The 22,360-nt window shown below is 39.9% G+C and carries 23 protein-coding genes and 1 tRNA gene; 18 read left to right on the top strand and 6 right to left on the bottom strand.

Annotated elements, in window-relative coordinates; all coding sequences use genetic code 11:
* The first annotated feature begins 185 nt into the window (after positions 1-185).
* The gene (gene scpC / locus CWB78_RS12745) at positions 186-1,679 is read left to right on the top strand and encodes a succinyl-CoA:acetate CoA-transferase ScpC (protein ID WP_008468433.1); all 1,494 of its coding nucleotides are present in this window, start codon (positions 186-188) and stop codon (positions 1,677-1,679) included.
* A gap of 39 nt (positions 1,680-1,718) precedes the next feature.
* On the opposite strand, the gene CWB78_RS12740 is transcribed toward scpC, so the two are convergent.
* Positions 1,719-2,078, bottom strand: a complete 360-nt coding sequence (locus CWB78_RS12740) for a winged helix-turn-helix transcriptional regulator (protein ID WP_010392830.1) — start codon at positions 2,076-2,078, stop codon at positions 1,719-1,721.
* Between the two features lie 121 nt (positions 2,079-2,199).
* Here CWB78_RS12740 and CWB78_RS12735 point away from each other — a divergent pair, with 121 nt between their 5' ends.
* The 4 genes from CWB78_RS12735 to CWB78_RS12720 all read left to right on the top strand — a co-directional run bounded on the left by CWB78_RS12735 (position 2,200) and on the right by CWB78_RS12720 (position 4,416).
* Positions 2,200-2,781: an NAD(P)H-dependent oxidoreductase gene (locus tag CWB78_RS12735; RefSeq protein WP_138595906.1), complete on the top strand. Its 582-nt coding sequence runs from the start codon at positions 2,200-2,202 to the stop codon at positions 2,779-2,781.
* An 11-nt stretch (positions 2,782-2,792) separates the two neighbouring features.
* Entirely contained in the window at positions 2,793-3,344 is a 552-nt protein-coding gene (locus tag CWB78_RS12730) for a redoxin domain-containing protein (protein WP_010392826.1), read from the top strand.
* A 91-nt stretch (positions 3,345-3,435) separates the two neighbouring features.
* Positions 3,436-3,684 carry a hypothetical protein gene (locus CWB78_RS12725; RefSeq protein WP_008114111.1) on the top strand — a complete coding sequence of 83 codons (249 nt, stop codon included), beginning with the start codon at positions 3,436-3,438 and terminating at the stop codon, positions 3,682-3,684.
* Positions 3,685-3,831: 147 nt separating this feature from the next.
* On the top strand, positions 3,832-4,416 hold the full coding sequence (locus CWB78_RS12720) for a class I SAM-dependent methyltransferase (RefSeq protein WP_249930461.1): 585 nt from the start codon (positions 3,832-3,834) through the stop codon (positions 4,414-4,416).
* Positions 4,417-4,433: 17 nt separating this feature from the next.
* Here the strand turns inward: CWB78_RS12720 and CWB78_RS12715 are convergent, their stop codons facing one another.
* From CWB78_RS12715 to CWB78_RS12705, 3 genes are read right to left on the bottom strand one after another with little or no spacing between them, the layout of a single operon-like run.
* Complete coding sequence (locus CWB78_RS12715; RefSeq protein WP_249930460.1) at positions 4,434-6,155, bottom strand: EAL domain-containing protein; 1,722 nt, start codon at positions 6,153-6,155, stop codon at positions 4,434-4,436.
* Positions 6,156-6,178: 23 nt separating this feature from the next.
* A complete protein-coding gene (locus tag CWB78_RS12710) occupies positions 6,179-6,601 on the bottom strand; it encodes a response regulator (protein ID WP_010392817.1) in 423 nt (140 codons plus the stop codon).
* The gene (locus CWB78_RS12705) at positions 6,598-8,079 is read right to left on the bottom strand and encodes a PAS domain-containing sensor histidine kinase (protein WP_138595902.1); all 1,482 of its coding nucleotides are present in this window, start codon (positions 8,077-8,079) and stop codon (positions 6,598-6,600) included. The genes CWB78_RS12710 and CWB78_RS12705 overlap by 4 nt, the downstream gene beginning before the upstream one ends.
* A 268-nt stretch (positions 8,080-8,347) precedes the next feature.
* Here CWB78_RS12705 and CWB78_RS12700 point away from each other — a divergent pair, with 268 nt between their 5' ends.
* Together CWB78_RS12700 and CWB78_RS12695 are read left to right on the top strand one after the other, a co-directional pair.
* On the top strand, positions 8,348-8,542 hold the full coding sequence (locus CWB78_RS12700) for a hypothetical protein (RefSeq protein ID WP_249930459.1): 195 nt from the start codon (positions 8,348-8,350) through the stop codon (positions 8,540-8,542).
* Positions 8,543-8,915: 373 nt separating this feature from the next.
* Positions 8,916-9,812, top strand: coding sequence for a hypothetical protein (locus tag CWB78_RS12695; RefSeq protein ID WP_138595900.1), 897 nt, complete (start codon positions 8,916-8,918; stop codon positions 9,810-9,812).
* A gap of 375 nt (positions 9,813-10,187) precedes the next feature.
* Here the strand turns inward: CWB78_RS12695 and CWB78_RS12690 are convergent.
* Positions 10,188-10,264: transfer RNA gene (locus CWB78_RS12690), tRNA-Pro, on the bottom strand.
* A 116-nt stretch (positions 10,265-10,380) separates the two neighbouring features.
* The gene (locus tag CWB78_RS12685; RefSeq protein WP_138595898.1) at positions 10,381-11,004 is read right to left on the bottom strand and encodes an arylesterase; all 624 of its coding nucleotides are present in this window, start codon (positions 11,002-11,004) and stop codon (positions 10,381-10,383) included.
* Here CWB78_RS12685 and CWB78_RS12680 point away from each other — a divergent pair, their 5' ends adjacent.
* The 11 genes from CWB78_RS12680 to ybgF all read left to right on the top strand — a co-directional run bounded on the left by CWB78_RS12680 (position 11,005) and on the right by ybgF (position 22,132).
* Positions 11,005-11,718 (top strand): ABC transporter ATP-binding protein, encoded by a 714-nt coding sequence (locus CWB78_RS12680; RefSeq protein ID WP_010392805.1) that lies wholly within the window; start codon positions 11,005-11,007, stop codon positions 11,716-11,718.
* Positions 11,708-14,209 carry an ABC transporter permease gene (locus tag CWB78_RS12675; protein ID WP_138595896.1) on the top strand — a complete coding sequence of 834 codons (2,502 nt, stop codon included), beginning with the start codon at positions 11,708-11,710 and terminating at the stop codon, positions 14,207-14,209. The genes CWB78_RS12680 and CWB78_RS12675 overlap by 11 nt, the downstream gene beginning before the upstream one ends.
* Positions 14,210-14,341: 132 nt before the next feature.
* A complete protein-coding gene (gene ruvC, locus CWB78_RS12670) occupies positions 14,342-14,866 on the top strand; it encodes a crossover junction endodeoxyribonuclease RuvC (protein WP_008114131.1) in 525 nt (174 codons plus the stop codon).
* A gap of 2 nt (positions 14,867-14,868) precedes the next feature.
* Positions 14,869-15,486, top strand: a complete 618-nt coding sequence (gene ruvA, locus CWB78_RS12665) for a Holliday junction branch migration protein RuvA (RefSeq protein ID WP_008114133.1) — start codon at positions 14,869-14,871, stop codon at positions 15,484-15,486.
* Between the two features lie 7 nt (positions 15,487-15,493).
* Positions 15,494-16,501 carry a Holliday junction branch migration DNA helicase RuvB gene (gene ruvB, locus CWB78_RS12660; RefSeq protein WP_075169409.1) on the top strand — a complete coding sequence of 336 codons (1,008 nt, stop codon included), beginning with the start codon at positions 15,494-15,496 and terminating at the stop codon, positions 16,499-16,501.
* An 890-nt stretch (positions 16,502-17,391) separates the two neighbouring features.
* Positions 17,392-18,096: a protein TolQ gene (tolQ, locus tag CWB78_RS12655; protein WP_010392797.1), complete on the top strand. Its 705-nt coding sequence runs from the start codon at positions 17,392-17,394 to the stop codon at positions 18,094-18,096.
* Positions 18,083-18,514, top strand: a complete 432-nt coding sequence (gene tolR, locus CWB78_RS12650) for a protein TolR (RefSeq protein ID WP_010392795.1) — start codon at positions 18,083-18,085, stop codon at positions 18,512-18,514. The genes tolQ and tolR overlap by 14 nt, the downstream gene beginning before the upstream one ends.
* A 4-nt stretch (positions 18,515-18,518) precedes the next feature.
* Entirely contained in the window at positions 18,519-19,424 is a 906-nt protein-coding gene (tolA, locus tag CWB78_RS12645) for a cell envelope integrity protein TolA (protein WP_010392793.1), read from the top strand.
* 8 nt (positions 19,425-19,432) lie between these two features.
* Positions 19,433-20,791: a Tol-Pal system beta propeller repeat protein TolB gene (tolB, locus tag CWB78_RS12640; protein ID WP_075169407.1), complete on the top strand. Its 1,359-nt coding sequence runs from the start codon at positions 19,433-19,435 to the stop codon at positions 20,789-20,791.
* Positions 20,792-20,826: 35 nt separating this feature from the next.
* Entirely contained in the window at positions 20,827-21,366 is a 540-nt protein-coding gene (gene pal / locus CWB78_RS12635; RefSeq protein ID WP_010392787.1) for a peptidoglycan-associated lipoprotein Pal, read from the top strand.
* 13 nt (positions 21,367-21,379) lie between these two features.
* Positions 21,380-22,132, top strand: a complete 753-nt coding sequence (gene ybgF / locus CWB78_RS12630) for a tol-pal system protein YbgF (protein WP_010392784.1) — start codon at positions 21,380-21,382, stop codon at positions 22,130-22,132.
* Positions 22,133-22,360 lie beyond the last annotated feature (228 nt).

The following is a 22,360-nucleotide window of genomic DNA, read 5'->3' as shown; positions in this document are numbered from 1 at the left end:
GTATGCGTTTTTTACTATTTTAACCTTATTATCACCAATAAGTTAAGTAATAAAGTGTACAAAATTAAAACGCTTCGCGATGTTTTTATATCAACAATGCGTAAATGAGACTTAGGTCTAGCTTACGAAGCATAAGGAAATACTTAGAATAGCGCCAAATAAAAATGGGGTTTAAGGGGTTCCAAATGCAATTAGAACGAATTCGTCGTAGCGACTTACACAACAAAGTGATGTCTGCAGAGCAGGCCAGTTTATTTATTAAAGACGGCATGACCGTGGGTATGAGTGGTTTTACTCGTGCCGGTGAAGCGAAAGCTGTACCACGTGCGCTTGCAGAGCGAGTGCGTGAAAACCCAATGAAAATTAACCTAATGACGGGCGCGTCATTAGGAAACGACTTAGATAAGCTACTAACTGAATCAGGTGCGTTAGCGCGTCGTATGCCATTTCAAGTAGACAGCACATTACGTAAAGCGATTAACAACGGTGAGGTCATGTTTATTGACCAGCATTTATCTGAAACCGTTGAACAGCTACGTAATCATCAGTTAACGATGCCTGATGTAGCGGTCATTGAAGCCGTAGCTATTACTGAAGAAGGCCACATAGTACCTACAACATCAGTGGGCAATTCAGCCAGCTTTGCTATTTTTGCCAAACAGGTAATTGTAGAAATTAATATGTTACACCAGCCAGAGCTTGAAGGGCTGCACGACATTTATATTCCATCTTATCGTCCAACACGTACGCCAGTGCCATTAGTGAAAGTAGATGACCGTATTGGTAGCACTGCTATTCCAATCGACCCGGCTAAAATTGTGGGTATTGTATTTACCAATCAAAGTGACTCATTTTCAACTGTTACCGACCCAGATGCAGACACAGCCTCTATTGCACGTCACTTAGTGAACTTTTTTAAAGAAGAAGTAGCACAAGAGCGTATGCCTGAAAACCTAGGCCCATTACAAGCCGGTATTGGTAACATTGCCAACGCAGTAATGATGGGTTTATTAGACTCTGATTTTAAAGACCTCACTATGTATTCAGAGGTACTACAAGATTCTACCTTTGATTTAATTGATGCGGGTAAACTTAATTTTGCATCAGGGTGTTCAATTATTTTATCAGAGCGTTGTAACTCACAAGTATTTAATAACCTTGAAAAGTATCGTGATAAGCTAGTACTTCGACCACAAGAAATGTCTAATCACCCTGAAATTGTGCGTCGTTTAGGTATTATTGCAATTAACACTGCACTTGAGTTTGATATATATGGCAACGTTAACTCAACCCATGTGTGTGGTACTAAAATGATGAACGGTATTGGTGGTTCAGGCGACTTTGCACGTAATGCGCATGTATCGGTGTTTGTAACTAAATCAATTGCCAAAGGTGGCGCTATTTCAAGTGTTGTGCCTATGGTAAGCCATGTTGATCATACCGAGCACGATGTTGATATTTTAGTAACCGAGCAAGGCCTTGCTGATTTACGCGGTTTAGCGCCACGCGAACGTGCAATTGAAGTTATTAAGCACTGTGTACACCCAGATTATCGCAACGCCATGCTTGACTACTACGAGCGTGCATGTGTTCGTGGCGGTCATACGCCTCATATTTTAGAAGAGGCATTCAGCTGGCATACCCGCCTTGAGCAACAAGGCACAATGAAGCAAAGCTAATACATAAAACCCCGCATCTGCGGGGTTTTTATTTTGTAATTAGTCTAAAATATTAGACTCAGACCAAACCCTAAGATCGTGAAGAATTCCTAGTGCAGAGCGCCCAAACTCAGTGAGCTCGTAGGTGACAGCAATAGGTCTAGTGCTGATCACCGTCCTTAAAACCATCTTATTGGCCTCTAACTCTTTTAAACGTTGATCTATCATTTTTTTGCTCGCTCCACCTAACATTCGAGTTAGATCATTAAAGCGAACAGGTTCATCTTTTAAGTGATAAATAATAGAACTTGTCCACTTCCCGCCAATTAAGCGCATTCCTTTTTCAATAGCACAAGGTTCTAAGCAGGCATTTAAAACTTTTTTTCTTCCCTTACTATCTGTTTCTATAGAGCTTTCCAAAATTTAATCTCTAAAATAGGGTGGTTACTAAAAGTATACTAATTGAATCTATTCTTCAGGTAACTATTATATACCACATTAAAGTAAAGACCAATTTTTGTACTTTTTTTGGAGAGATCACATGAGCAAGGTACTCATTATAAATGCACACCAATATTATTCTTTTTCAGAGGGCAAATTAAATGCCACCCTAGTTGATGTAGCATCATCGATACTGATAGAAAAAGGCCATGAAGTTAAAACCGTAACTATGACAGATAGTATTGATGTAGAGGCACAATTAGCACTTCATCAATGGGCTGACGTTATCTTACTGCAATCACCTATTAACTGGATGGGCGTGCCATTTTCGTTTAAAAGATATATGGACGAGGTGTATACAGCCGGTATGGGTGGCGCCATGTGTAATGGCGATGGTCGTCACCAGGACGACCCAAAAAGCGGTTATGGCACAGGTGGCACACTTAAAGATACTAAATATATGATGTCACTCACATTTAACGCACCAGAGGAGTCATTTAACAATTCAGAAGAATTTTTTAATGGTAAAAGTGTTGACGACTTAATGTTCCCAATGCATATGAACTTTAAGTTTTTTGGTATTACAGCAATGCCTACCATTGCTTGTTTTGATGTTATGAAAAACGCCGATATAGATACTGACTTAGCGCGCTTTAAAGCACATATAAGTACACACTTTTGAGAGGAAACACAATGACTAATGCATCACAGTATACAAATAAACTTCTTCCGGGGAGTCGTTTCCCAAAGATTAATTGCCCTGTACTAAATAGTAACGAAGTAGAGTTAGGGCGTGTCCAGCAAGACGCTGCTTGGCAAATGGTGGTTGTGTATCGTGGCCAGCATTGTCCTATGTGTACGCAGTATCTAAATCAGTTAGAAGAAATTAAACAGTCATTACAAGACATTGGAGTTTCTTTAATTGCTGTATCGGCCGACAGCGAAGCGCAGTTGTTAACACATAAAGAGAAGTTATCAGTGAGTTACCCCATTGCGTTTGAATTAAAGCCTGAACAAATGAATGCGTTAGGGCTGTATGTTTCTCAACCTCGCAACGCTCAAGAAACAGACCATTTATTTGCTGAGCCTGCTGTGTATGTAGTGAATGAACACGGTACAGTACAAGTTGTTGATATCTCAAATAATCCATTTGTAAGACCAGATCTGTCTACTTTATTGCGAGGTATAACTTGGATTAAAAACCCTGATAATAATTACCCTATTCGTGGAATGCATAAAGGTTAATGTTTGATGGTTTAAGTTTGCCACTATGATCTGTAAAATAACTGCATATTATTTACAGACTCGCTATGGCGAGCAACACAGAGTAACCATAATGGAAAACAAACTAACTGCAATCGATACACTCGCTGAACTTGAAAGTTTTTTACTGCAAGTTGAAAACGGCGGCCTAGGTTTAACCGGCGTAGCAGGCGTGGGTATGGCAACTAACAATGCTGACGGCAGCCGTTTTGTAGCCGTGTTTGATGACAAGCAACAACTTTTATTAGCACGTGAAATTACCGAAGAGATCTTCCAAAGCGGACAAGACATGGTGCGCAACGGCGTAGGGCGTAAGCACTAGTACCTTACTACTAATTTAAAAAGCGCCAAATGGCGCTTTTTTTGTGGTTTTATTTTAAACAGGTGTTAAATATAAAATAAATTTACACAAATGGCACGCTATGTAATGGTTTCACTAGTTTTATTATGTAAAAGCGAAATAGCTCAGGTGAAATCATCAATATTCAACCGTTATCAGGTGTTAGTTAGTATGGACTTTATTGCTATCGGACTTTTCTTTTTAGTTCTTCTAATCGCTTTATCTATTGTTTGGAGCACGCTAAAAACGGGAATTTCACCGATGATGAGCTCAAGCAAAGCGCGCCAAACTATGCTTAATGCAATAAGCATGGATGAAAAAGGCGCATTAATTGATTTGGGTTCAGGTTGGGGGACGCTCGTTATAGCGGTTGCCAAAAATCAGCCTAATAAACAGGTTATTGGCTATGAGTTATCGTGGTTTCCTTGGATGGTTTCAGTGCTTTTTAAATATAGTTTGGGTTTAGGTAATCTTACCCTCTATCGTAAAGACTTCAAAAATGCCGATCTTAGTTCTGCATCTACTTTGGTATGTTACTTGTTTCCTGGTGGTATGGTAGCGCTTGAAGATAAGTTAAAGCATGAAAAAGTTAATAATAAAATCACTATTGTGAGTAATACCTTCGCTTTACCTTCATGTAAACCAACTAACGTTATCAAGCTTAAAGATTTTTACCAAACGCCAATTTATGTATATCATTGGCAATCCAAATAGAGGGATATTATTTAGGGTCAGTGTTTAGTTGATGTCATATTTTTTATCCATAAGTTCATGTTATCTGCAGACATTGGTTTGGCAATATAATAGCCTTGCCCATGATAGCAACCCATATCTATAAGTACTTTTTCGAGCTCTTGCGACTCGATCCCCTCTGCTATTAGGTTAAATCCAAATGCTTTACTTAGCGCCACGATACACGTAACTATGGACTTGTCTTCATGGTCTGATAGGAGCTTTTTAACAAAGCTTTGATCTATTTTTAATGTATCTAAAGGTAATTTTTTTAAGTAACTCAAAGAGGCGTAACCTGTACCAAAGTCGTCTAACGCAATACTTACACCTAAATTTCTACAGCCATTGAGAACGTCGACTGCTTGGTCAACGTTTCCAATTGTAGTGCTCTCTAAAATTTCCAATTCGAGGGTTTTTGGTTTTATATTATTAGTGCTGATGAGTAACTCTCTGAGGTTTTCAACAAAGCCCTCACTAAGTAAATGAGCTGGAGAGATGTTTACACTCATAGAAAGATGATTTCTTGTCCAAATTTTATGTTGTTTTAAGGCCTCAGCAAGTACCCATTCACCAATTAATATACCAATGTGTGGGTGCTCTAATGCCTCTGAAAAGTGACCAGGGTAAAGTAAACCCAAAGTAGGGTGATTCCAGCGTATTAAGGCTTCAACGCCAATCAACTGGTGATCCATTAAATTTACCTTTGGTTGATAATGTAGAATAAACTCTTTACGAGCAATGCCTTTTTCAGCAGCCAATAACAAATCATGTCTTGCATGCCTTAGGCTTTCTTCCTCTGGATCAAAAAACAGAATCCGGTTTGTTCCTGATCTTTTTGCTTGGTACATAGTTTGATCGGCTCTTCGTAAAATGTCATCACAAGTTAAGCCATCATCACTGGGAAGTGCAACGCCGATGCTGACTGAAATTTGAACGGAGCACGAAAACTCTGCTAATTTTATCGGATCGTTTACCTCAATCAGCACGTCTTGTAACAGAATCTCATATTCTTGTATTGTGTGCGCAGCCCCTCTTAATAAAAGGATAAACTCATCTCCACCAATACGCGCTAGTGTATCTTCCTTGCGTAATGTGTTTTGTAGCCTTTGGGCAATGGTTTTCAACACGAAATCACCGGTTTCATGACCATATTTGTCATTAATGGGTTTAAAGTTATCTAAATCTAAATAGGCAACGGCGAGCTTTTGCTGAGATGTAATGGCCTGTTGAAGTTGATCAATTAAAATTGGGCGGCTTGCTAAGCCTGTTAGGCTATCGTAATGTGCCATGTTATGAAGTTTTTTTTCTAAGCTTGCGCGTTGAATGGAACTAGATATAGAGTGTATCAACTGATCGCTTTTTAATTGATTTTTAAGTAAATAATCGCTTGCCCCTAGGCGCATAGCTTCTGCTGCTATTTTTTCATCCCCTAAGCCCGTGATCATAATCACAGCACAGTGGTTATTTACAGACTTTCTAATATTATCCAGCAGAGTAAGCCCCGATCCGATACCTAATCGGTAATCAACTATGACGCAATCAAATTCCCTATGCTCAAGGTAAGACATAGAGCTTTCAATAGAAGATGCTTCTGAAATTTTAGCCTGTATATTAGAGCAAGATATCATACGGCGTATTTGTTCTCTATCAACCGCATCGTCATCAACAATGAGTAGTTTAATACTGTCGCAGGTTTCAAAATTATCTATTGAAGTTATCATATCCATATCTCTTGCAAAATGGCTTATTCAAGCTCAACGGCATGTATATAAGCATCCATAAGTGTCGCTAATTTGGCAAACTGCGGGCCAATTGCATGTTTAACCATGTAACCTGCTACGTTATTATGGTACGCGCGAGTACGATCGTTATCCTCATTGGAGGTCGTGAGTATAAATACAACGGTATCGTTTAATTTTTCATCTTTACGAATATGCTCTAAAAATTCAAAGCCATTCATCACTGGCATATTCAGGTCTAGCAATACTAAGTAGGGCTCTGATATTTCTTTTTGTTGCGCTTTTTCTCGTAACGCATCTAGTGCCAGCTTTCCGTTTTGTTTCCAAATTATTTTAATTTTAGGATCCACTTTTTTTAGACTTCTTGTAACGGCTTCCGCGGCAACATCGTCGTCCTCAACAAGCAGTATAGATAGATTTTTGATCATAAATTTTCTTTCCTTGCAAAGCGAGGCCACCACACATGAAATGTAGACCCTTTTTGCGGTTTATTTGAGCTTACTGAAATGCGCCCACCATGGGCTTGTGCCAAACGCCGACTAATAGACAGCCCAATACCTGAGCCCGACTTATCATCAGAAGTTGTTTGAAACAAACTAAAAATACGCTCGTAAGCCTCTGTTGGGATACCGGGGCCATCATCAGTCACAGTGATATGGCAAAGCGTATTTTCTGCTACACAACGAATCTCTATAGTTCCCTCTTTACTGTCGTGGTGTTTAATAGCGTTACTTAATAAATTGCGGACCACGGTTTCAAGTGGCGTCCATGCAGTGACGATGGTATCTAATTGAATGTCTTTATGAAGCTTCATTCCAGCCGGTAAATCTAACAGTTCGGTAACGTTAGAAATTAACTTATGCATATCGATTACTTGAGTATCTAGAGTGGCTTTGCCTGCTCTTGCATAGGCCAATAAATTATCTATTAACGTCTCCATTTTATGAATACGATCATCAATACGTGTTAAGTTATATTCTACTTCAGGCGTGGTAGTGCCCAAATCTTCTTTTATCCATTCAATTAAGTTTGAAATACCCCGCAATGGAGAGCGTAAATCATGAGAAGCTACATAGGTAAACTCCTTCAAACTTGTGTTATTTTCTTTTAACTCGGTTTCCATTCGTTTTCGTTCTGTTATATCTAACAACGACACAAATACCATGTCTTCGTCATTGGTGTTTATAAAAGGACTCAGGCCCACTTCAACTGGGAATTCTTTTCCGTCTTTGTGTAAGGCGGTTAAATCTCTGCCTACTCCCATACTTCTGACACTGGGTTCACGATGAAATGAATGGCGAAGTGCTGAATGGTGCCCTTGATAGCGATGCGGTAATAGCATTTCCATTTTTTTATCGAGTAACTCTATTTCACTGTAGCCAAAAGATTTACATAACGATTGATTAACCGCTTGAATAATGCCCGCTTGGTCTACTATTAACACACCATGAGGTGCAGCTTGAATAGAGCGTTGAAACATATTGTTAGCGCGCAGCCTTTGCGATATATCAACCAGTGTGGCTAAAACTAACTCTTGTTGTCCTTGTATCGGGTTTAAACCTATTTCGATTGGGATTTGCTTACCATTTTTTTGACTCGCAAATAACTCACGGCCTTCACCCATTAATCGTTTTCGAGGGTTAGCAAAAAACTGACTCATCAAGTGGGTATGGTTCGCTTTAAATTGCGCTGGAAGTAAACTATCTATATTCATCCCTATTAGTTCTGAGTCCTCATAGCCCAGTATTTCAGATAGTTGATTATTGGCAAAAAGGATCTGAGCATCGGTATTGACTACCATTGCCCCCATGGGTAAACAACTAACTAGTTGAGTTAAAAAGGCTTCGTCCATATTTACATTTGAACTAGGTGAATTAGATTTTTTATTTACTTTTTTAAGGTCCATCAAGCATCCCGCAAGTAAATGTAGTTCCTATAATATAGTAATAGTCGAACAAGTATTGAACAGCAAATTTAGAGGAAGATCATGTTATTTAAATGCTCATTTTAATAGTTTCTTCTTATATTTTAGCGAGTCATTATGGTTGAAAAAGGTGCATTGATTTATTTAGTTTTGGGTGGGGAGTGTTAACTTTAGTGCTTACTAAATATAGTTAGTGTTTAAATAATCTTACTCTCTATTGCAAAGACTTCAAAAATGCTGATTTCGTACTGTGTCTACGCTAGTGTGTTACTTGTTTCCAGGCGCTATGGTAGCGCTTGAAGAAAAGTTAAAACAAAACGTGCTTAAAAACATCACCATTGTGAGTAACACTTTAGCTTTGCTTTTATATAAACCAACTAAAGTGATCAAGCTTAAAGAGTTCTACCAAACACCTATTTATGTGTACCACTGGCAACCAAAATAAACTTTGCTTTAAGTCTTAATACAAACAGCAGCAGCTTTGTCGCGATTTTTAATTGCGTTACTTATTGGCGCAATAAGCTAATGTAGTGGTTTTTAAAAATGCTAATTTTATATAAGTTTCGAAGATAGTTAAGAGTGATAACAGTGCTATGAAATTAAGATAGAATCCCTTTATTTTTCTATTTTGGAGAGTAGGCTATAGTGTGAAATTAAAAGCTAATTAATTCAATAAAATGGAGCATGTTAGTCTATTTAGTTAAATGTAGGGTTAAAAAGTTAGTGAGTTAAAAATGAGTATTTGTACCCCTTTTGTTGATTTTTATTTTAAATATATTTATCTTAAACTTTAAAGTAGTGCAGATTAAGGACAATAAATGAAAAAGGTAATTTTCGCATCTCTTCTATCTATTTTTTCTACCTCAACGATAGCTAATGAACAATCTTTAACAACAGAGTGTTCAGCTTGTTTTTCTTATGAGCAGTTTAAAACTTCAGCGAAGTCAAATGCTCAGCTTGATAAAACCCGCGATGTTTACGTAATGAATCTAGAAGCATTAACTATTAAAAAGTTCGAAGTTTCAAAAAGGTTTAGCGGTTACAGAACCATTCCTGGAACTGGTTCTGTAACCGATGGGCGTGGAGGGAAGATGAAAGGTATAAAAGTACCTACATATTCAGTCACTGTTAAAGACCATAATGTAGAACAAAGTGTTTTAAATAATTTCTACAATTTATCTGATGCTAAGAAGCAAGTAATGATGTCTGTACAATCACTTAAGGCTGATGAAGTGCCGTCTGAAATCGCAGGAAGCGTATGGGATTTAGTTGGTTCAAGCTCTATTCAAAATAAAGTTGTAAGACATTATAATGGAAATACTAATCTCAGGAATGATCTTACTAATTTTGCAAACGCAACAGACAAAGTCTCAGGATTGTTAAATGTAGGCAAGATTATGATGCAAGTTAGTTTTAGTGATGGAAGTACTGCAATTTTTTCTCTATATGCATTGATTAATGGGGATTTAATTTGGGATTTTGAACGTGGTACCGACGTCGATTTAAATAAAGTAAAGCCTAATTTCGATACTAAAAACGCTGAATCTTATGATTTTGACAAGGGTGGAGCTGATGTATTTGTAGATTTCTATAATGCGGCAAAACGAGCTGGAGTGTCTTTTACTTCAACTTCTAGTGAGGGTGCTCAGACTGGAGGGAGAGTCACTTGTGCAACCAAAAATCTTGATAAATATATTTGTACATACACTAGATAAAATTTACTATACAAATTACAGAACGATCTAGCCCTTAGGTCGTTTTTTTTAACAGAATTGTTCTTTAACTTAATAGAGTAAAAGAGTTAAGCCTAAACTTCAGACATTACGGCTACTTAGCATCTACTCATAACTGCATATCAATGACCTCTAACCAATACATCAAAAATTAAAAGTAGGTATGTGCTTCTTTATTATTTGAAAAGTATTTAACTGTGGCGTCACATAATCTAAATACCTCTGAAATCAAAAAGCAGGAATACTTTTAATAGATTAATTGGTGCGATAAATGTGCGATATTTTTTTGTATTAAATTAGGTAGTACGAAAGGAAAGCAGTTTTTATTGAATAAATAGAATTATGAAAGGATTTAAATGGTCGGTATGGAGAGATTCGAACTCTCGACCCCTGCCACCCCATGACAGTGCGCTACCAAGCTGCGCCACATACCGACTTCGATAGCAATAGTACGTGTATTTATAAAAAAATCAATAAGCTTTTGTTTGTTTGGATGTTTATTGCGCAAACGCTTAGTTTTAAGCGCTTGCGCAGGAGACTCTTTACGGCCCTAGTCTTTATTTAACCACTGGTTGATCGTGTTATACATTTCATCTCGTAGTATTGGTTGGGCAGTTTTGTTAGGGTGTAAGTTATCGTTTTGCATTAGCCCGTTTTTTCCTGCTACTTTAAGCACAAAAAACGGCATTAAATGCGAGTTAGTGGCTTCACTAACACTGGTAAAGCTATCGGTGAACATTTTACTGTAACGTGGGCCATAGTTAGGTGGAATATATATTTCCATTAGTGCGGTTTGTGCATCTGCAGCTTGGCTTTTTTCAATTAAAGCGGTTAAGTTAGTTTGCATTTTAGTGATTGGAAAACCGCGCAGGCCGTCATTAGCACCGAGCTCAATAAGTACGTGAGTGGGTTGATATTGCTCAAGTAGCGCGTCTAATCGGCGCAATGCACCGCCGGTGGTTTCGCCGCTAATACTGGCATTTACTAAGTTGATATTGCGTTGCTCGTCATCGTATTTATCTTGTAACAATTGCACCCAGCCTTGTTCTTGTTTTAAGCCATAGGCTGCGCTTAAACTGTCACCAAGTATTAAAATCGTGTTGTTAGCTGCCGCGTGTAGTGGGTTAATAACTAAAAATAAAATGAATACACAACGTAGGATTGAATGAGTCATATGTCAGCGCTTTCTCAATTGAATATAATTCAAGTAAATGGTTTGTCTAAAGTGGTTTCCACCTTCGAAGGTGAGTTGTCCATCCTCAGCGACATCAGCTTTAATGTCAAGCATGGTGAGTCTGTTGCTGTTGTTGGCACATCGGGTTCTGGTAAGTCTACATTATTGAGCTTGCTAGCAGGGCTTGATACCGCCAGCAGTGGCGAGGTAATGTTAGATGGTGAGCCTTTGCACAAGTTAGATGAAGAAGCGCGAGCAGCACTGAGAGCCGCTAAAGTCGGTTTTGTATTTCAGTCTTTTATGTTGGTGCAAAGTTTAACCGCACTTGAGAATGTGATGCTGCCTGCTGAGCTTGCTGGCGAACACGACGCTAAAGAGCAGGCGCTCGCGTTACTTGAAAAAGTTGGCTTGAGCCATCGCATTGATCATTACCCGTCGCAGTTATCTGGTGGTGAGCAACAACGAGTTGCGATTGCTCGTGCATTTGTGGGTTCGCCTAAAATACTGTTTGCCGACGAGCCATCAGCTAACCTAGATAGCAAAAATGGCCATATGATTGAGTCATTATTATTTGATTTAAATAAGCAAAATGGCACAACGCTTATTTTAGTTACCCATGATGAAGCACTGGCGCAAAAGTGTGAACGTATTATTCAGATTGAAGCCGGTGAGCTGGTTCACAATTCAACTGAGGAAATGGCAAATGTGGGCTAAATTAGCACTTAAACTATTTTCTCGAGAGTTTCGCCGTGGTGAACTAACCGTGATAAGTGCTGCCATCGCTTTAGCGGTGCTAACGGTGCTTACTTTATCTATGGTGACTGAGCGAATCGCACAAAGTATTGCACAAAAAAGCAGTGCCTTTATTGCCGCTGATAGGGTATTGGCCAGCAACCATGCCATAGATACCGCTTATATTACTCAAGCTAAACAGCAAAACCTCAAAACAGCGCAAATGGTGTATTTTGACACTATGCTGTTTGCAAACGATGAAATGCAATTTAGCTCAGTAAAAGCTGCGTCAAACAGTTACCCGCTTAAAGGCCAGTTAAAGGTTAAGTCGGGCTTAAACGCCGAAACAGAAGTTGCCCCGGGTGCACCAACCCCCGGTAACGTGTGGTTAAGTGAATCGGTTTTTTATAGTTTAAATATAAACGTAGGCGACCAAGTTGAGCTAGGTGCCGCGTTATTCAATGTGGAAAAGGTGATTGTTGAAGAACCCGATGCGCCGTTTAATGTGTTCTCTAGCAGCCGCAGGGTACTTATTAATATTGACGACGTACCAAAAACTGAAGTAATACAACCCGGTAGCCGTGTATTTTATCGCCAGTTGTATGCAGGTGATGAAAGCGACATAAATAGTTTTTACGATTGGCTAAAACCGCAACTTAAAGAAAACCAAAATTGGTATGGTGTTAAAGACCGTCAATCGCCTATTTCAAATAGCTTAAATAGAGCTGAAAGCTTTTTGTTATTAGCCGGTTTGCTAGGGATTATTTTAGCCGCGGTTGCTATTGCTGTATCGGCTAAGCGCTATTGTGAGCGTCAATACGACCCAGTCGCAATGATGAAAACCTTAGGTGGCAGCCGCGATATGATCCGTAAAATTTACCTTATGCACTTATTAATGGTATGTACCATGGCGGTGGTTGTTGGCCTAGCTATTGGCTATGGCTTGCAAGAGGTGGCTACCGGTTATTTAGCTAAAAGTATGGGCACTGAACTGCCCATGGCTGGTTTTAAACCTTGGCTGGTGGCGATTAGCACAGGGGTTATTTGTGCTGTCATGTTCTCTATAAAGCCATTGTTAGATTTATTTGATATTCCACCACTCAGAGTACTTCGCCGTAACTTAGGTGATCGCCTTGCGGTAAGTAAAATTCATTTAGGGCTAAGTGCACTCACCGTGTTTTTATTAATGTGGTTATTTAGTAATAACATAAAAATTACGCTTATTTTGTTTGTCTCAACGCTTGCGCTTATTTTGGTGTTATTTTTAATCTCTAAGTTAATATTTGGCGGTGGCCGCAAGCTTGGCTTAAAGCCGGGTAACAGCTGGTCTTTGGCTATTGCGTCTATTCAAAAGCGCGCCAATGTTAATGCAGTGCAGTTAATTAGTTTTTCGTTAGCGATTAAATTACTGTTATTTTTAATTGTGCTTAAAAACGATATTATTTCTGATTGGCAGTCACAATTACCAAGTGATGCACCTAATGCTTTTTTAGTAAATATTACGCAAAATGAACTGGACCCAGTTAATGAATATTTAGCACAAAAAGGCATTCAGGTGTCGGAGTTTTACCCGACTATTCGTGGCCGCGTAAATGCCGTCAACGGTGAAGCGGTTGCGCGTGAAGTGTCACTGCAAGATAACGAGAAAAAAGACGAAGAAGCCCGCTCAGGCATTGGGCGCGAGCTCAATTTAACCTGGCTTGAAGAAGTCCCTTCGCAAAATGACATTATCGATGGCCAGTGGTTTGGCGATGACGCCGTTGCCGAGGCCTCACTGGAAGAGTCGATGATGCAGCGCCTCGATGTTAAATTAGGCGATACTCTTACATTTTTAATCGGTGCGCAGTCGTTCGATGCTAAAATAACCAGTGTGCGAAAAGTAAATTGGGCCACACTCAAGCCTAACTTTTTTATTATTTTAAGCCCAGATGTACTTAGCGACTTTCCGGCAACCTATATTTCATCGGTACGCATTGAACCTGAGCAAAAGCGCGACTTTAGCCAGTTATTACGTACATACCCCACTATTACAGCAATTGATGTAGATAATTTTGTTAAGCAAATACAGTCGACTATTGAGCAAGTGTCGTTAGCCATTGGTTTTGTATTGGCTATTGTGGTGTTATGTGGTGCGTTGGTACTAATATCGCAGGTGCAAGCAAGCTTAGGTGAGCGCATGCAAGAAATTGTGATATTACGTACGCTAGGTGCTAAAAGCCGATTAATAAAAAATGCCACTTTATATGAGTTTTTATTACTGGGCGGTTTAGCCGGATTAGTCGCTGCATTTTTCAGTGATATTGCACTGTTAATAGTCCAGCAGCAAATGTTTGATTTGGCGGGTAAGCTGCATCCAAATATTTGGATTATTGGCCCCGTTGCTGGTGGCGTGTTTGTAGCAGGTTTAGGTTATTTTATGATTGCCCGTACGCTCAAACAAAACACCCAAGGCTTAGTGCGCGCATTGGCGTAAACTTTTTGGCCAAATAGCGTTTAAATGCCTACTTTTTAAGTAGGCATTTTTGTTTTGGCTTGGTACTGGTAATTTATACAGTGCTCTGGCATTATTAGCATTATTAATAAATAACAATAATGAGAGTGCTGTTTGGCCATTATTTTAGGGATCGATCCGGGCTCGCGTTTAACGGGTTACGGTGTGGTTGCGCACCAAGGTGCTAAGTTTACATACTTAGGCAGTGGCTGTATTAAATTAGCCGATCATGACTTTCCCACCCGACTTAAAATGATATACCAAGGTATTACGCAGCTTATAGAGCAGTTTTCGCCTGAAACCTTTGCCATAGAAAAAGTATTTATGGCACATAACCCCGATTCTGCTTTAAAGCTTGGGCAAGCCCGTGGTGCTGCCATTGTGGGGGCCTCTATGGCCGACTTACCGGTGTTTGAATACTCTGCACGGCAAATAAAGCAAGCCGTGGTGGGTAACGGTGGAGCAGATAAATCGCAAGTGCAACATATGGTTAAAAATATACTTAAACTGCCAGGTACGCCGCAAGCCGATGCAGCAGATGCACTCGCGATTGCAATTTGCCATGCTCACTCTGAACAAAATTTAATAAAACTAGCGGGTAGCGCAAGCAAAACCGTTAGAGGACGTCTAAGGAAATAACAATGATAGGTCGCTTAAACGGCGTGTTAGTTGAAAAACAGCCCCCAGAAATATTATTAGAAGTGAGTGGCGTTGGCTACGAAGTACAAATGCCAATGACCTGTTTTTATGATTTACCCAAAGTGGGCGACAACGCCATTGTGTACACTCACTTTGTAGTACGCGAAGACGCACAGTTATTGTTTGGCTTTAATAATAAAACCGAACGAGCCTTATTTCGAGAGCTGTTAAAAGCCAATGGCGTAGGACCTAAATTGGGTTTAGCTATTTTGTCGGGTATGTCGGCGCAGCAGTTTGTAAGTTGCGTAAATAATGAAGACGCTACGGCCTTGGTTAAACTGCCAGGGGTAGGTAAAAAAACCGCCGAGCGATTAGTACTCGAAATGAAAGACCGATTAAAAAATTGGGGCAACGACTTATTTACCCCATTTAGCGACAGCGCCGTAATAGAGCCTGCGAGCGATGCAACTATAGCTAATAATGCGGCCGATGATGCGGTTTCGGCGTTAGTGGCGCTCGGTTATAAATTGCCACAAGCGCAAAAAGCAGTAAAATCAGTAAGCAAACCCGATATGTCGACTGAGGTTCTAATTAAAGAATCTTTGAAATCAATGCTGTGAGTAAATTATGATCGAAGCTGATCGCTTAATAGATGCTGCTGAAAAAACCAATGAAGACACCATAGATCGTGCTATTAGGCCTAAGTTACTGGCCGATTATCGTGGTCAGCCGCATGTTAAGCAACAAATGGAAATATTTATTGAAGCTGCGCGTAGCCGCAGTGAAGCGTTGGATCATTTATTAATATTTGGCCCGCCAGGCTTAGGTAAAACAACGCTTGCTAATATTGTAGCCAACGAATTAAATGTAAACATTAAAACCACCTCTGGCCCTGTGCTTGAAAAAGCTGGCGATTTAGCTGCATTGCTTACTAATCTTGAAGAAGGTGATGTACTGTTTATTGATGAAATTCACCGCTTAAGCCCACAAGTAGAAGAAATACTTTACCCTGCAATGGAAGATTACCAGCTCGATATAATGATAGGTGAGGGGCCTGCAGCACGCTCTATTAAGCTTGATTTACCCGCATTTACTTTAATTGGCGCAACCACGCGTGCGGGCTCATTAACCTCACCACTGCGTGACCGCTTTGGTATTGTACAGCGTTTAGAGTTTTATTCTGTTGAGGATTTGTCGCATATAGTGGGGCGCTCAGCGCATTACCTTGATTTAGAAATGTGTGACGATGGCGCAGCTGAAATTGCCAAGCGCTCTCGTGGCACACCACGTATTGCAAACCGTTTATTGCGCCGTGTGCGCGATTACACCCAAGTTAAATCAGATGGTACAGTTAATGCCGAGGTAGCTCAGCAAGCCCTTGATATGATTGATGTTGATAAAAGCGGCTTTGATTATATGGACCGCAAATATTTACTCGCCATTATTGAAAAATTTATGGGTGGCCCGGTTGGCCTTGACAACCTAGCCGCTGCCATAGGCGAAGAAAAAGAAACCATAGAAGATGTGATTGAACCGTTTTTAATTCAACAAGGGTTTATTCAGCGCACGCCTCGCGGGCGAATAGTGTCGGATAATGCGTATCATCATTTTGGTTTACTTCCCAAGCAAGACTAATTAGCAGCTTGAGATAGATTTATTATCCAGAGTTTAGGTTAAATACTAAAGCCATTGTCTTTTTAACGACAGTGGCTTTTTTTATGCGCAAACATTACGTATTTTACTTTGCCAATAATTCACTGAGCGTTAAGACATATCAGGCTATTGTTCGACTGCTTATTTAGCCCGAGTTGAGATGGTTTGATAAATTGTAGGCAAAAAAAAGCCCGCAAAAAATGCGGGCAAACAACAAGTTTAAGGAAGTAATCTAGGGAACTACGTTTTACTTATTGAGGTCATACCCCAAGAAGTAAAAAAGTAATACGAAATAAATCATATTACAAGGAACTGGATTCAATGAAATAGCTTTCATTTAATGCGCTAGCTCGGTATGGGAGAATAATACCGAAGCGACACAATTTGTTCAAACTAGAAAATTTATATTTTCAGATTAAAAAAACTAATAGCAGCGGTTTTTTGTTTTTGCTTATTGTTGCATGTTAATTAATCATTAATTCTATAAGTTAATGAAATGCTTTGTTTATGTATATTAACATATTAACGTTCGGTATTAGTTTTACTATTACGTTAAGGTAAGCATGTGCTGGTTATGAGTGCTTATGCATTAATTTTGAATAAACAGCACATTTTTGTCACTCTTTAGTGAAACTAAGCGTGCTTCCATAAAGCTTTGTTGTTATTTATTTATACAGTAGAACAAGAGTTAAGTAGTAAATATTGAGTAAAGCTGTTTTTTTAACGTTTTTTGTTGTCTATTCACAGCAATATCGTTGTCAGCAGTAAATACACTAGATACACTAGCAAAACTTTAATGGTGGCTAATGTATTGCTAAGTTACCTTACTCAAATAAATCAATTTGATGTTTTTAATTATTTAGGAGTTTAACGTGGGATCAGGGCTTAATTTTTTAGATCTAATTCTAGAAGCCAGTTTGCTTGTGCAATTAGTAATGCTAGCGTTGGTTGCTATGTCGGTTATGTCATGGGCTATTATTTTTCAACGTAAAAAAGCCATCTCTGACGCCTTAGCAAATGCCAAAAAATTTGAGCAACGTTTTTGGTCTGGTGTTGACCTAAGTAAACTATATAACGAAATTTCTTCTCGCGGTGGCCAGTCTGCTGGTATTGAGGCGTTATTTACCTCAGGCTTTAAAGAGTTTGCACGTCATAAAAAAAATACCTTTCAAAGTGCGGGCATTGTAATGGAAGGCACACACCGTTCAATGCGGGTTGCGCTTTCTCGCGAAATTGAAAAACTAGAATCAAGCTTATCGTTTTTAGCAACAGTGGGTTCAATTAGCCCATACATCGGCTTATTTGGTACGGTGTGGGGTATTATGAATGCCTTTATTGCTCTAGGTGAAGTAAAGCAAGCAACCTTACAAATGGTTGCACCCGGTATCGCAGAGGCACTAATTGCTACAGCAATGGGTTTATTTGCGGCAATTCCTGCTGTTATTGCTTATAACCGATTTGCTAATAAAGTTGAAAAGTTAGAATCTCACTACATTAACTTTATGGAAGAATTTGCCAATATCTTACACCGTCAAGCAGCTACCCAAATAGAGGCTCAAGCGAATGTATCATCGTAAAAAGCGTCGCCCAGTCGCAGAAATTAATGTAGTACCATACATTGATGTAATGTTGGTGCTGCTTATTATATTTATGGCCACCGCGCCGTTAATTACTCATGGTGTAAAAGTAGACCTACCAAAAATGGAAGAGTCGGACTTAGTTGATACGAAAGACACGCCACCCATTATTGCTTCTATTGATGCCGATGGTAAGTATTATGTGAGTGTAGGTACCGATCCTGAGGAACCAATGGAAGCATTAGATGTAGCCGCAGTAATTAAGCTGCAACTAATGAAAAACCCAGATGTGCCTGTAATGATCAAAGGCTCGGGTAAAGTGTCGTATCAGGAAGTGTTACTGTTAATGGACTTTTTAAAAAATGCAGGTGTACCGTCGGTAGGGTTAATGACCGAATCCTTTGAGGGGACCAAGTAGCTGTATGAGTAGTTCACTAATTAAATCAGTATTACTGCATTTAGCGTTAGGTGGGTTTTTGTATGCGTCAGCAAACATTCATCCTCCTAAACCTAAAGTAATGGAAGTAACGCTTAATGCGGCTATTCCTGAGCCAGAGAAAGCGGTTTCGGCGGTTACGATTGATCAAAAGCAAGTTGAGCAAAAAATAGCTGAGCTTAAAAAGAAAGAAGATGATAAAAAGCGTGCTGAAGATAAACGTATTCGCGATTTAGAACGCAGAGCAACCGATGCACGCAAACAGCGTGAAGCTGAAGCAAGACGTATTAAAAAGCTTGAACAGCAACGCAGAGCAAAAGAGAAAGAAACTGCACAAGCGCAAGCACAAGCTAAAAAAGCCCGTGAAATAGAACAGCGCGAGCGAGCAAAAGCGAAGCAAGCCGAAAAGCAAAAGCAAGAGGCTGAAAACGCAGCAAAAGCGGCTGCAGACAAACGCAAAGCGGAAGAAGCGGCACTTAAAAAAGCCGAACAAGAGCGTAAAAAGCGCGCTGAAGAAGCTGAGCGTAAACGCCAACAAGCACTTCAAGAGCAAATGCTGCAAGAGCAGCTTGCCAAAGAGCAGGCGGCACGTAATAAAATACGTCAACAGCAAGTAGTGAGTGAAGTTGATAAATTCCGCGCATTAATTATGGCGCGTATTCAACAAAACTTATTAATTGATGAAAAAATGAAAAACCAGCAATGCCGCATTAATATCCGTCTTGGGTTTAATGGGCTGGTAACACAAGTTAAATCTTTAGGCGGTGATAAGTTAGTGTGTGAGGCTGCATTAAGAGCTGTTCGCATGGCCGACACATTACCGGTATCTAAAGATAAAGACGTATTCGAGCAACTAAAGAATATTAATATAACCATCGCGCCAGAGTTTTAAGGGATGACATGTTTAACAAAATTAAAATAGCCTGTTTAGTTTTAATATTAGGGTTTCAGGGTGTTGCACATGCGGCACTTGAAATTGTTATTACTGAAGGTATTGACGGCGCAAGACCGATTGCGATTGTGCCATTTAAATACCAAGGTATTGGTCCTATTCCACAGCAGCTAAGTGATGTAATTGCTGCCGATTTAATGCGCAGCGGTAAGTTTAAACCTGTGAGTGTGTCGCAAATGCCACAACAACCTCACAAAGATGCTGATATTGATTACGGTGCTTGGGTAAATCAAGGTGTAGAAGCTGTATTGGTTGGTGAAGTAGAGCAGCAAACCAATGGACGCTATTTAGTTCGTTATGAGTTGGTTGATGTTATTCGCGGCCAAATCACTGGCGGTGAAACACAAATGATGAGCAACGGTAAGCTGGTTCAAAGCCAAGACCATATTTTAGAAGCGCGTCAAAGCGTGATTGGTGAAACCGGTTTTCGTCGCTACTCGCATCGTATTAGTGATGTGATTTATGAAAAACTAACTGGTGAAAAAGGCGCGTTTTTAACAAAAATAGCCTATGTTATTGTACGTGATACTGATGAAAAGCCGTATCAGTTAGTGGTTGCCGACTACGATGGCTTCAATGAACAAGTACTATTACGCTCAAAAGAGCCGTTAATGTCGCCAGTATGGTCGCCCGATGGGACTAAATTAGCGTATGTAACGTTCGAAAATCGCCAGAGCCAAATTTTTATTCAAGACATTTATACCGGTAAACGTGAATTGATCACCAGCTATAAAGGAATTAACGGTGCGCCGCAGTTCTCGCCAGACGGTAAAAAGCTACTGTTAGTGCTGTCAAAAGATAAAACTGGTGCAACTGAGGTTTACTTATTAGACTTACTAACACGTAAAGAGACACGATTAACACGCCATCGTAGTATAGATACCGAACCTTCGTGGTACCCAAATGGTCAAGATATAGTATTTACGTCGGAAAGGGGTGGTAATGCTCAGATTTATAAGTTAAATTTAAAAACTGGCAGATCTCAAAGATTAACCTTTGATGGTGACATGAACCTAGCGGGTTCTATTTCGCCAGACGGAAAAGAATTAGTGATGGTAAACCGTACTAACGGACAGTATCATCTTGCTAAGAAAGAGTTGGCTACAGGTGCGTTCCAAGTTTTAACTCGAACTCGCCTTGATGAATCGCCGAGCATAGCGCCAAATGGCTCGATGATTATATACAGCACGCTCCATAATAATAAACAGGTACTTGCGCTAGTATCGATGGACGGCCGTTTTAAAGCACGCTTACCTGTGCTTGATGGACAAGTGAAGGCACCGGCTTGGTCGCCATATTTACAGTAATAATTGCTGGTTTACTCAAAATAGGAATCTACTCAATGCAACTTAACAAAATACTTAAAGGCCTGCTAATTGCTGTGCCAGTAATGACGCTAGCAGCTTGTAGCTCATCTTCAGATATCGATGAAAATGCAGCTAACCAGTCTAACCAAGCAACTGTTGAGCAAACAACAACTGATACAGTTGAAGTAGCAACAATGACGCCAGAGCAAAAAGCAGAAGAGCAACTTCGTCAAAAGTACGAAGCGCTTCGTCAAGAGCAAATCATTTACTTTGGTTTTGACACTGCAACGATTCAAGGTCAATACGGCGAGCTACTTCGTGCACACGCTGAGTTTTTAGTTAAAAACCCTTCTGTTAAAGTATTAATTGAAGGCCACGCAGATGAGCGCGGTACACCAGAGTACAACATTGCACTTGGTGAGCACCGTGGACAAGCAGTTGAAAAATACCTACAAAGCTTAGGTGTTTCTGCAAGCCAAATGTCAGTAGTTAGCTACGGTGAAGAGAAACCAATGGTTAAATCTCGCACTGAAGAAGCTTTCGCTAAAAACCGCCGTGCGGTACTAGTTTACTAAGATAAGAGATATTATGAAGCCGAAAATTATTTTGGCAGCCATGATATTGAGCGGGAGCACCCAGTTAATGGCTGCTCCCGCTCCTGTTTCAGAAGCTGCAAGTTCACAGTCGAGCATTGAAAAGCGTTTAGCAACCCTTGAAAGCATGATGCAACAGCGTAATTTCTTACAAGTAGAGTTACAGCAACAGCTTAACTTACTGCAAGATGAAGTGAGTCAAATTCGCGGTGTTACCGAAGAGCAAAGCTATAAACTTGAAAAGGTATTGCAGCGCCAGCGCGAGCTTTATCAAGAAATAGAAAACCGTGTTAGCCAAGCATATGCTAAACCGGCTACTCCAGCGCCTACAACAGACTACACGCAACCAGGTAGCGATCAGAGCTACAGCAGTGATTTATCTGAAAACGAAGCGTACGAGCGTGCTGTTGCGCTTATAATGAAAGATAAGCGCTATGACCAAGCCATTCCAGAGTTTCAAGCGTTCTTAACAACGTATCCAAATTCAGTGTACACCTCAAACGCGCATTATTGGCTTGGGCAATTATTAACGATTAAAAATGACGGTGTAAAAGCAGCCGAGCATTTCAAAGTAGTTGTTAACGAATTTCCAAACTCAAATAAGCGCCCAGATGCAATGTTAAAGCTTGGTACACTTTTACAAGAGCAAGGGTTAAAGGCTGAAGCGCAAAAAATACTGAATGAGCTTATCAATCAGTACCCAAGTACAACTGCTGCTAAATTAGCCACAGATCGCTTATCAAAATAAATGTTGATGCTTGATTAGACTGCTTTTTGTCATAAGCGGTCTAAATTTGCTCAACTAGACATAAAAACTTAAAAAAAGAGACAATTTCGGTTGCACTCATTTTATAAATAAGTATTATAAGCGCCCGCAGCAAACGAATGGTAACCCCACTCGAAATGCGACAAAAAGAGCGGGTCATTAGCTCAGTTGGTAGAGCAGTGGACTTTTAATCCATTGTTCTATTCTGCG

It is taken from the genome of Pseudoalteromonas sp. S1612, from assembly GCF_005887175.1.
GTDB lineage: Bacteria > Pseudomonadota > Gammaproteobacteria > Enterobacterales > Alteromonadaceae > Pseudoalteromonas > Pseudoalteromonas undina.
Note: the sequence above shows the minus strand (reverse complement) of the source record. Positions and strands in the feature narration are given on the sequence as shown.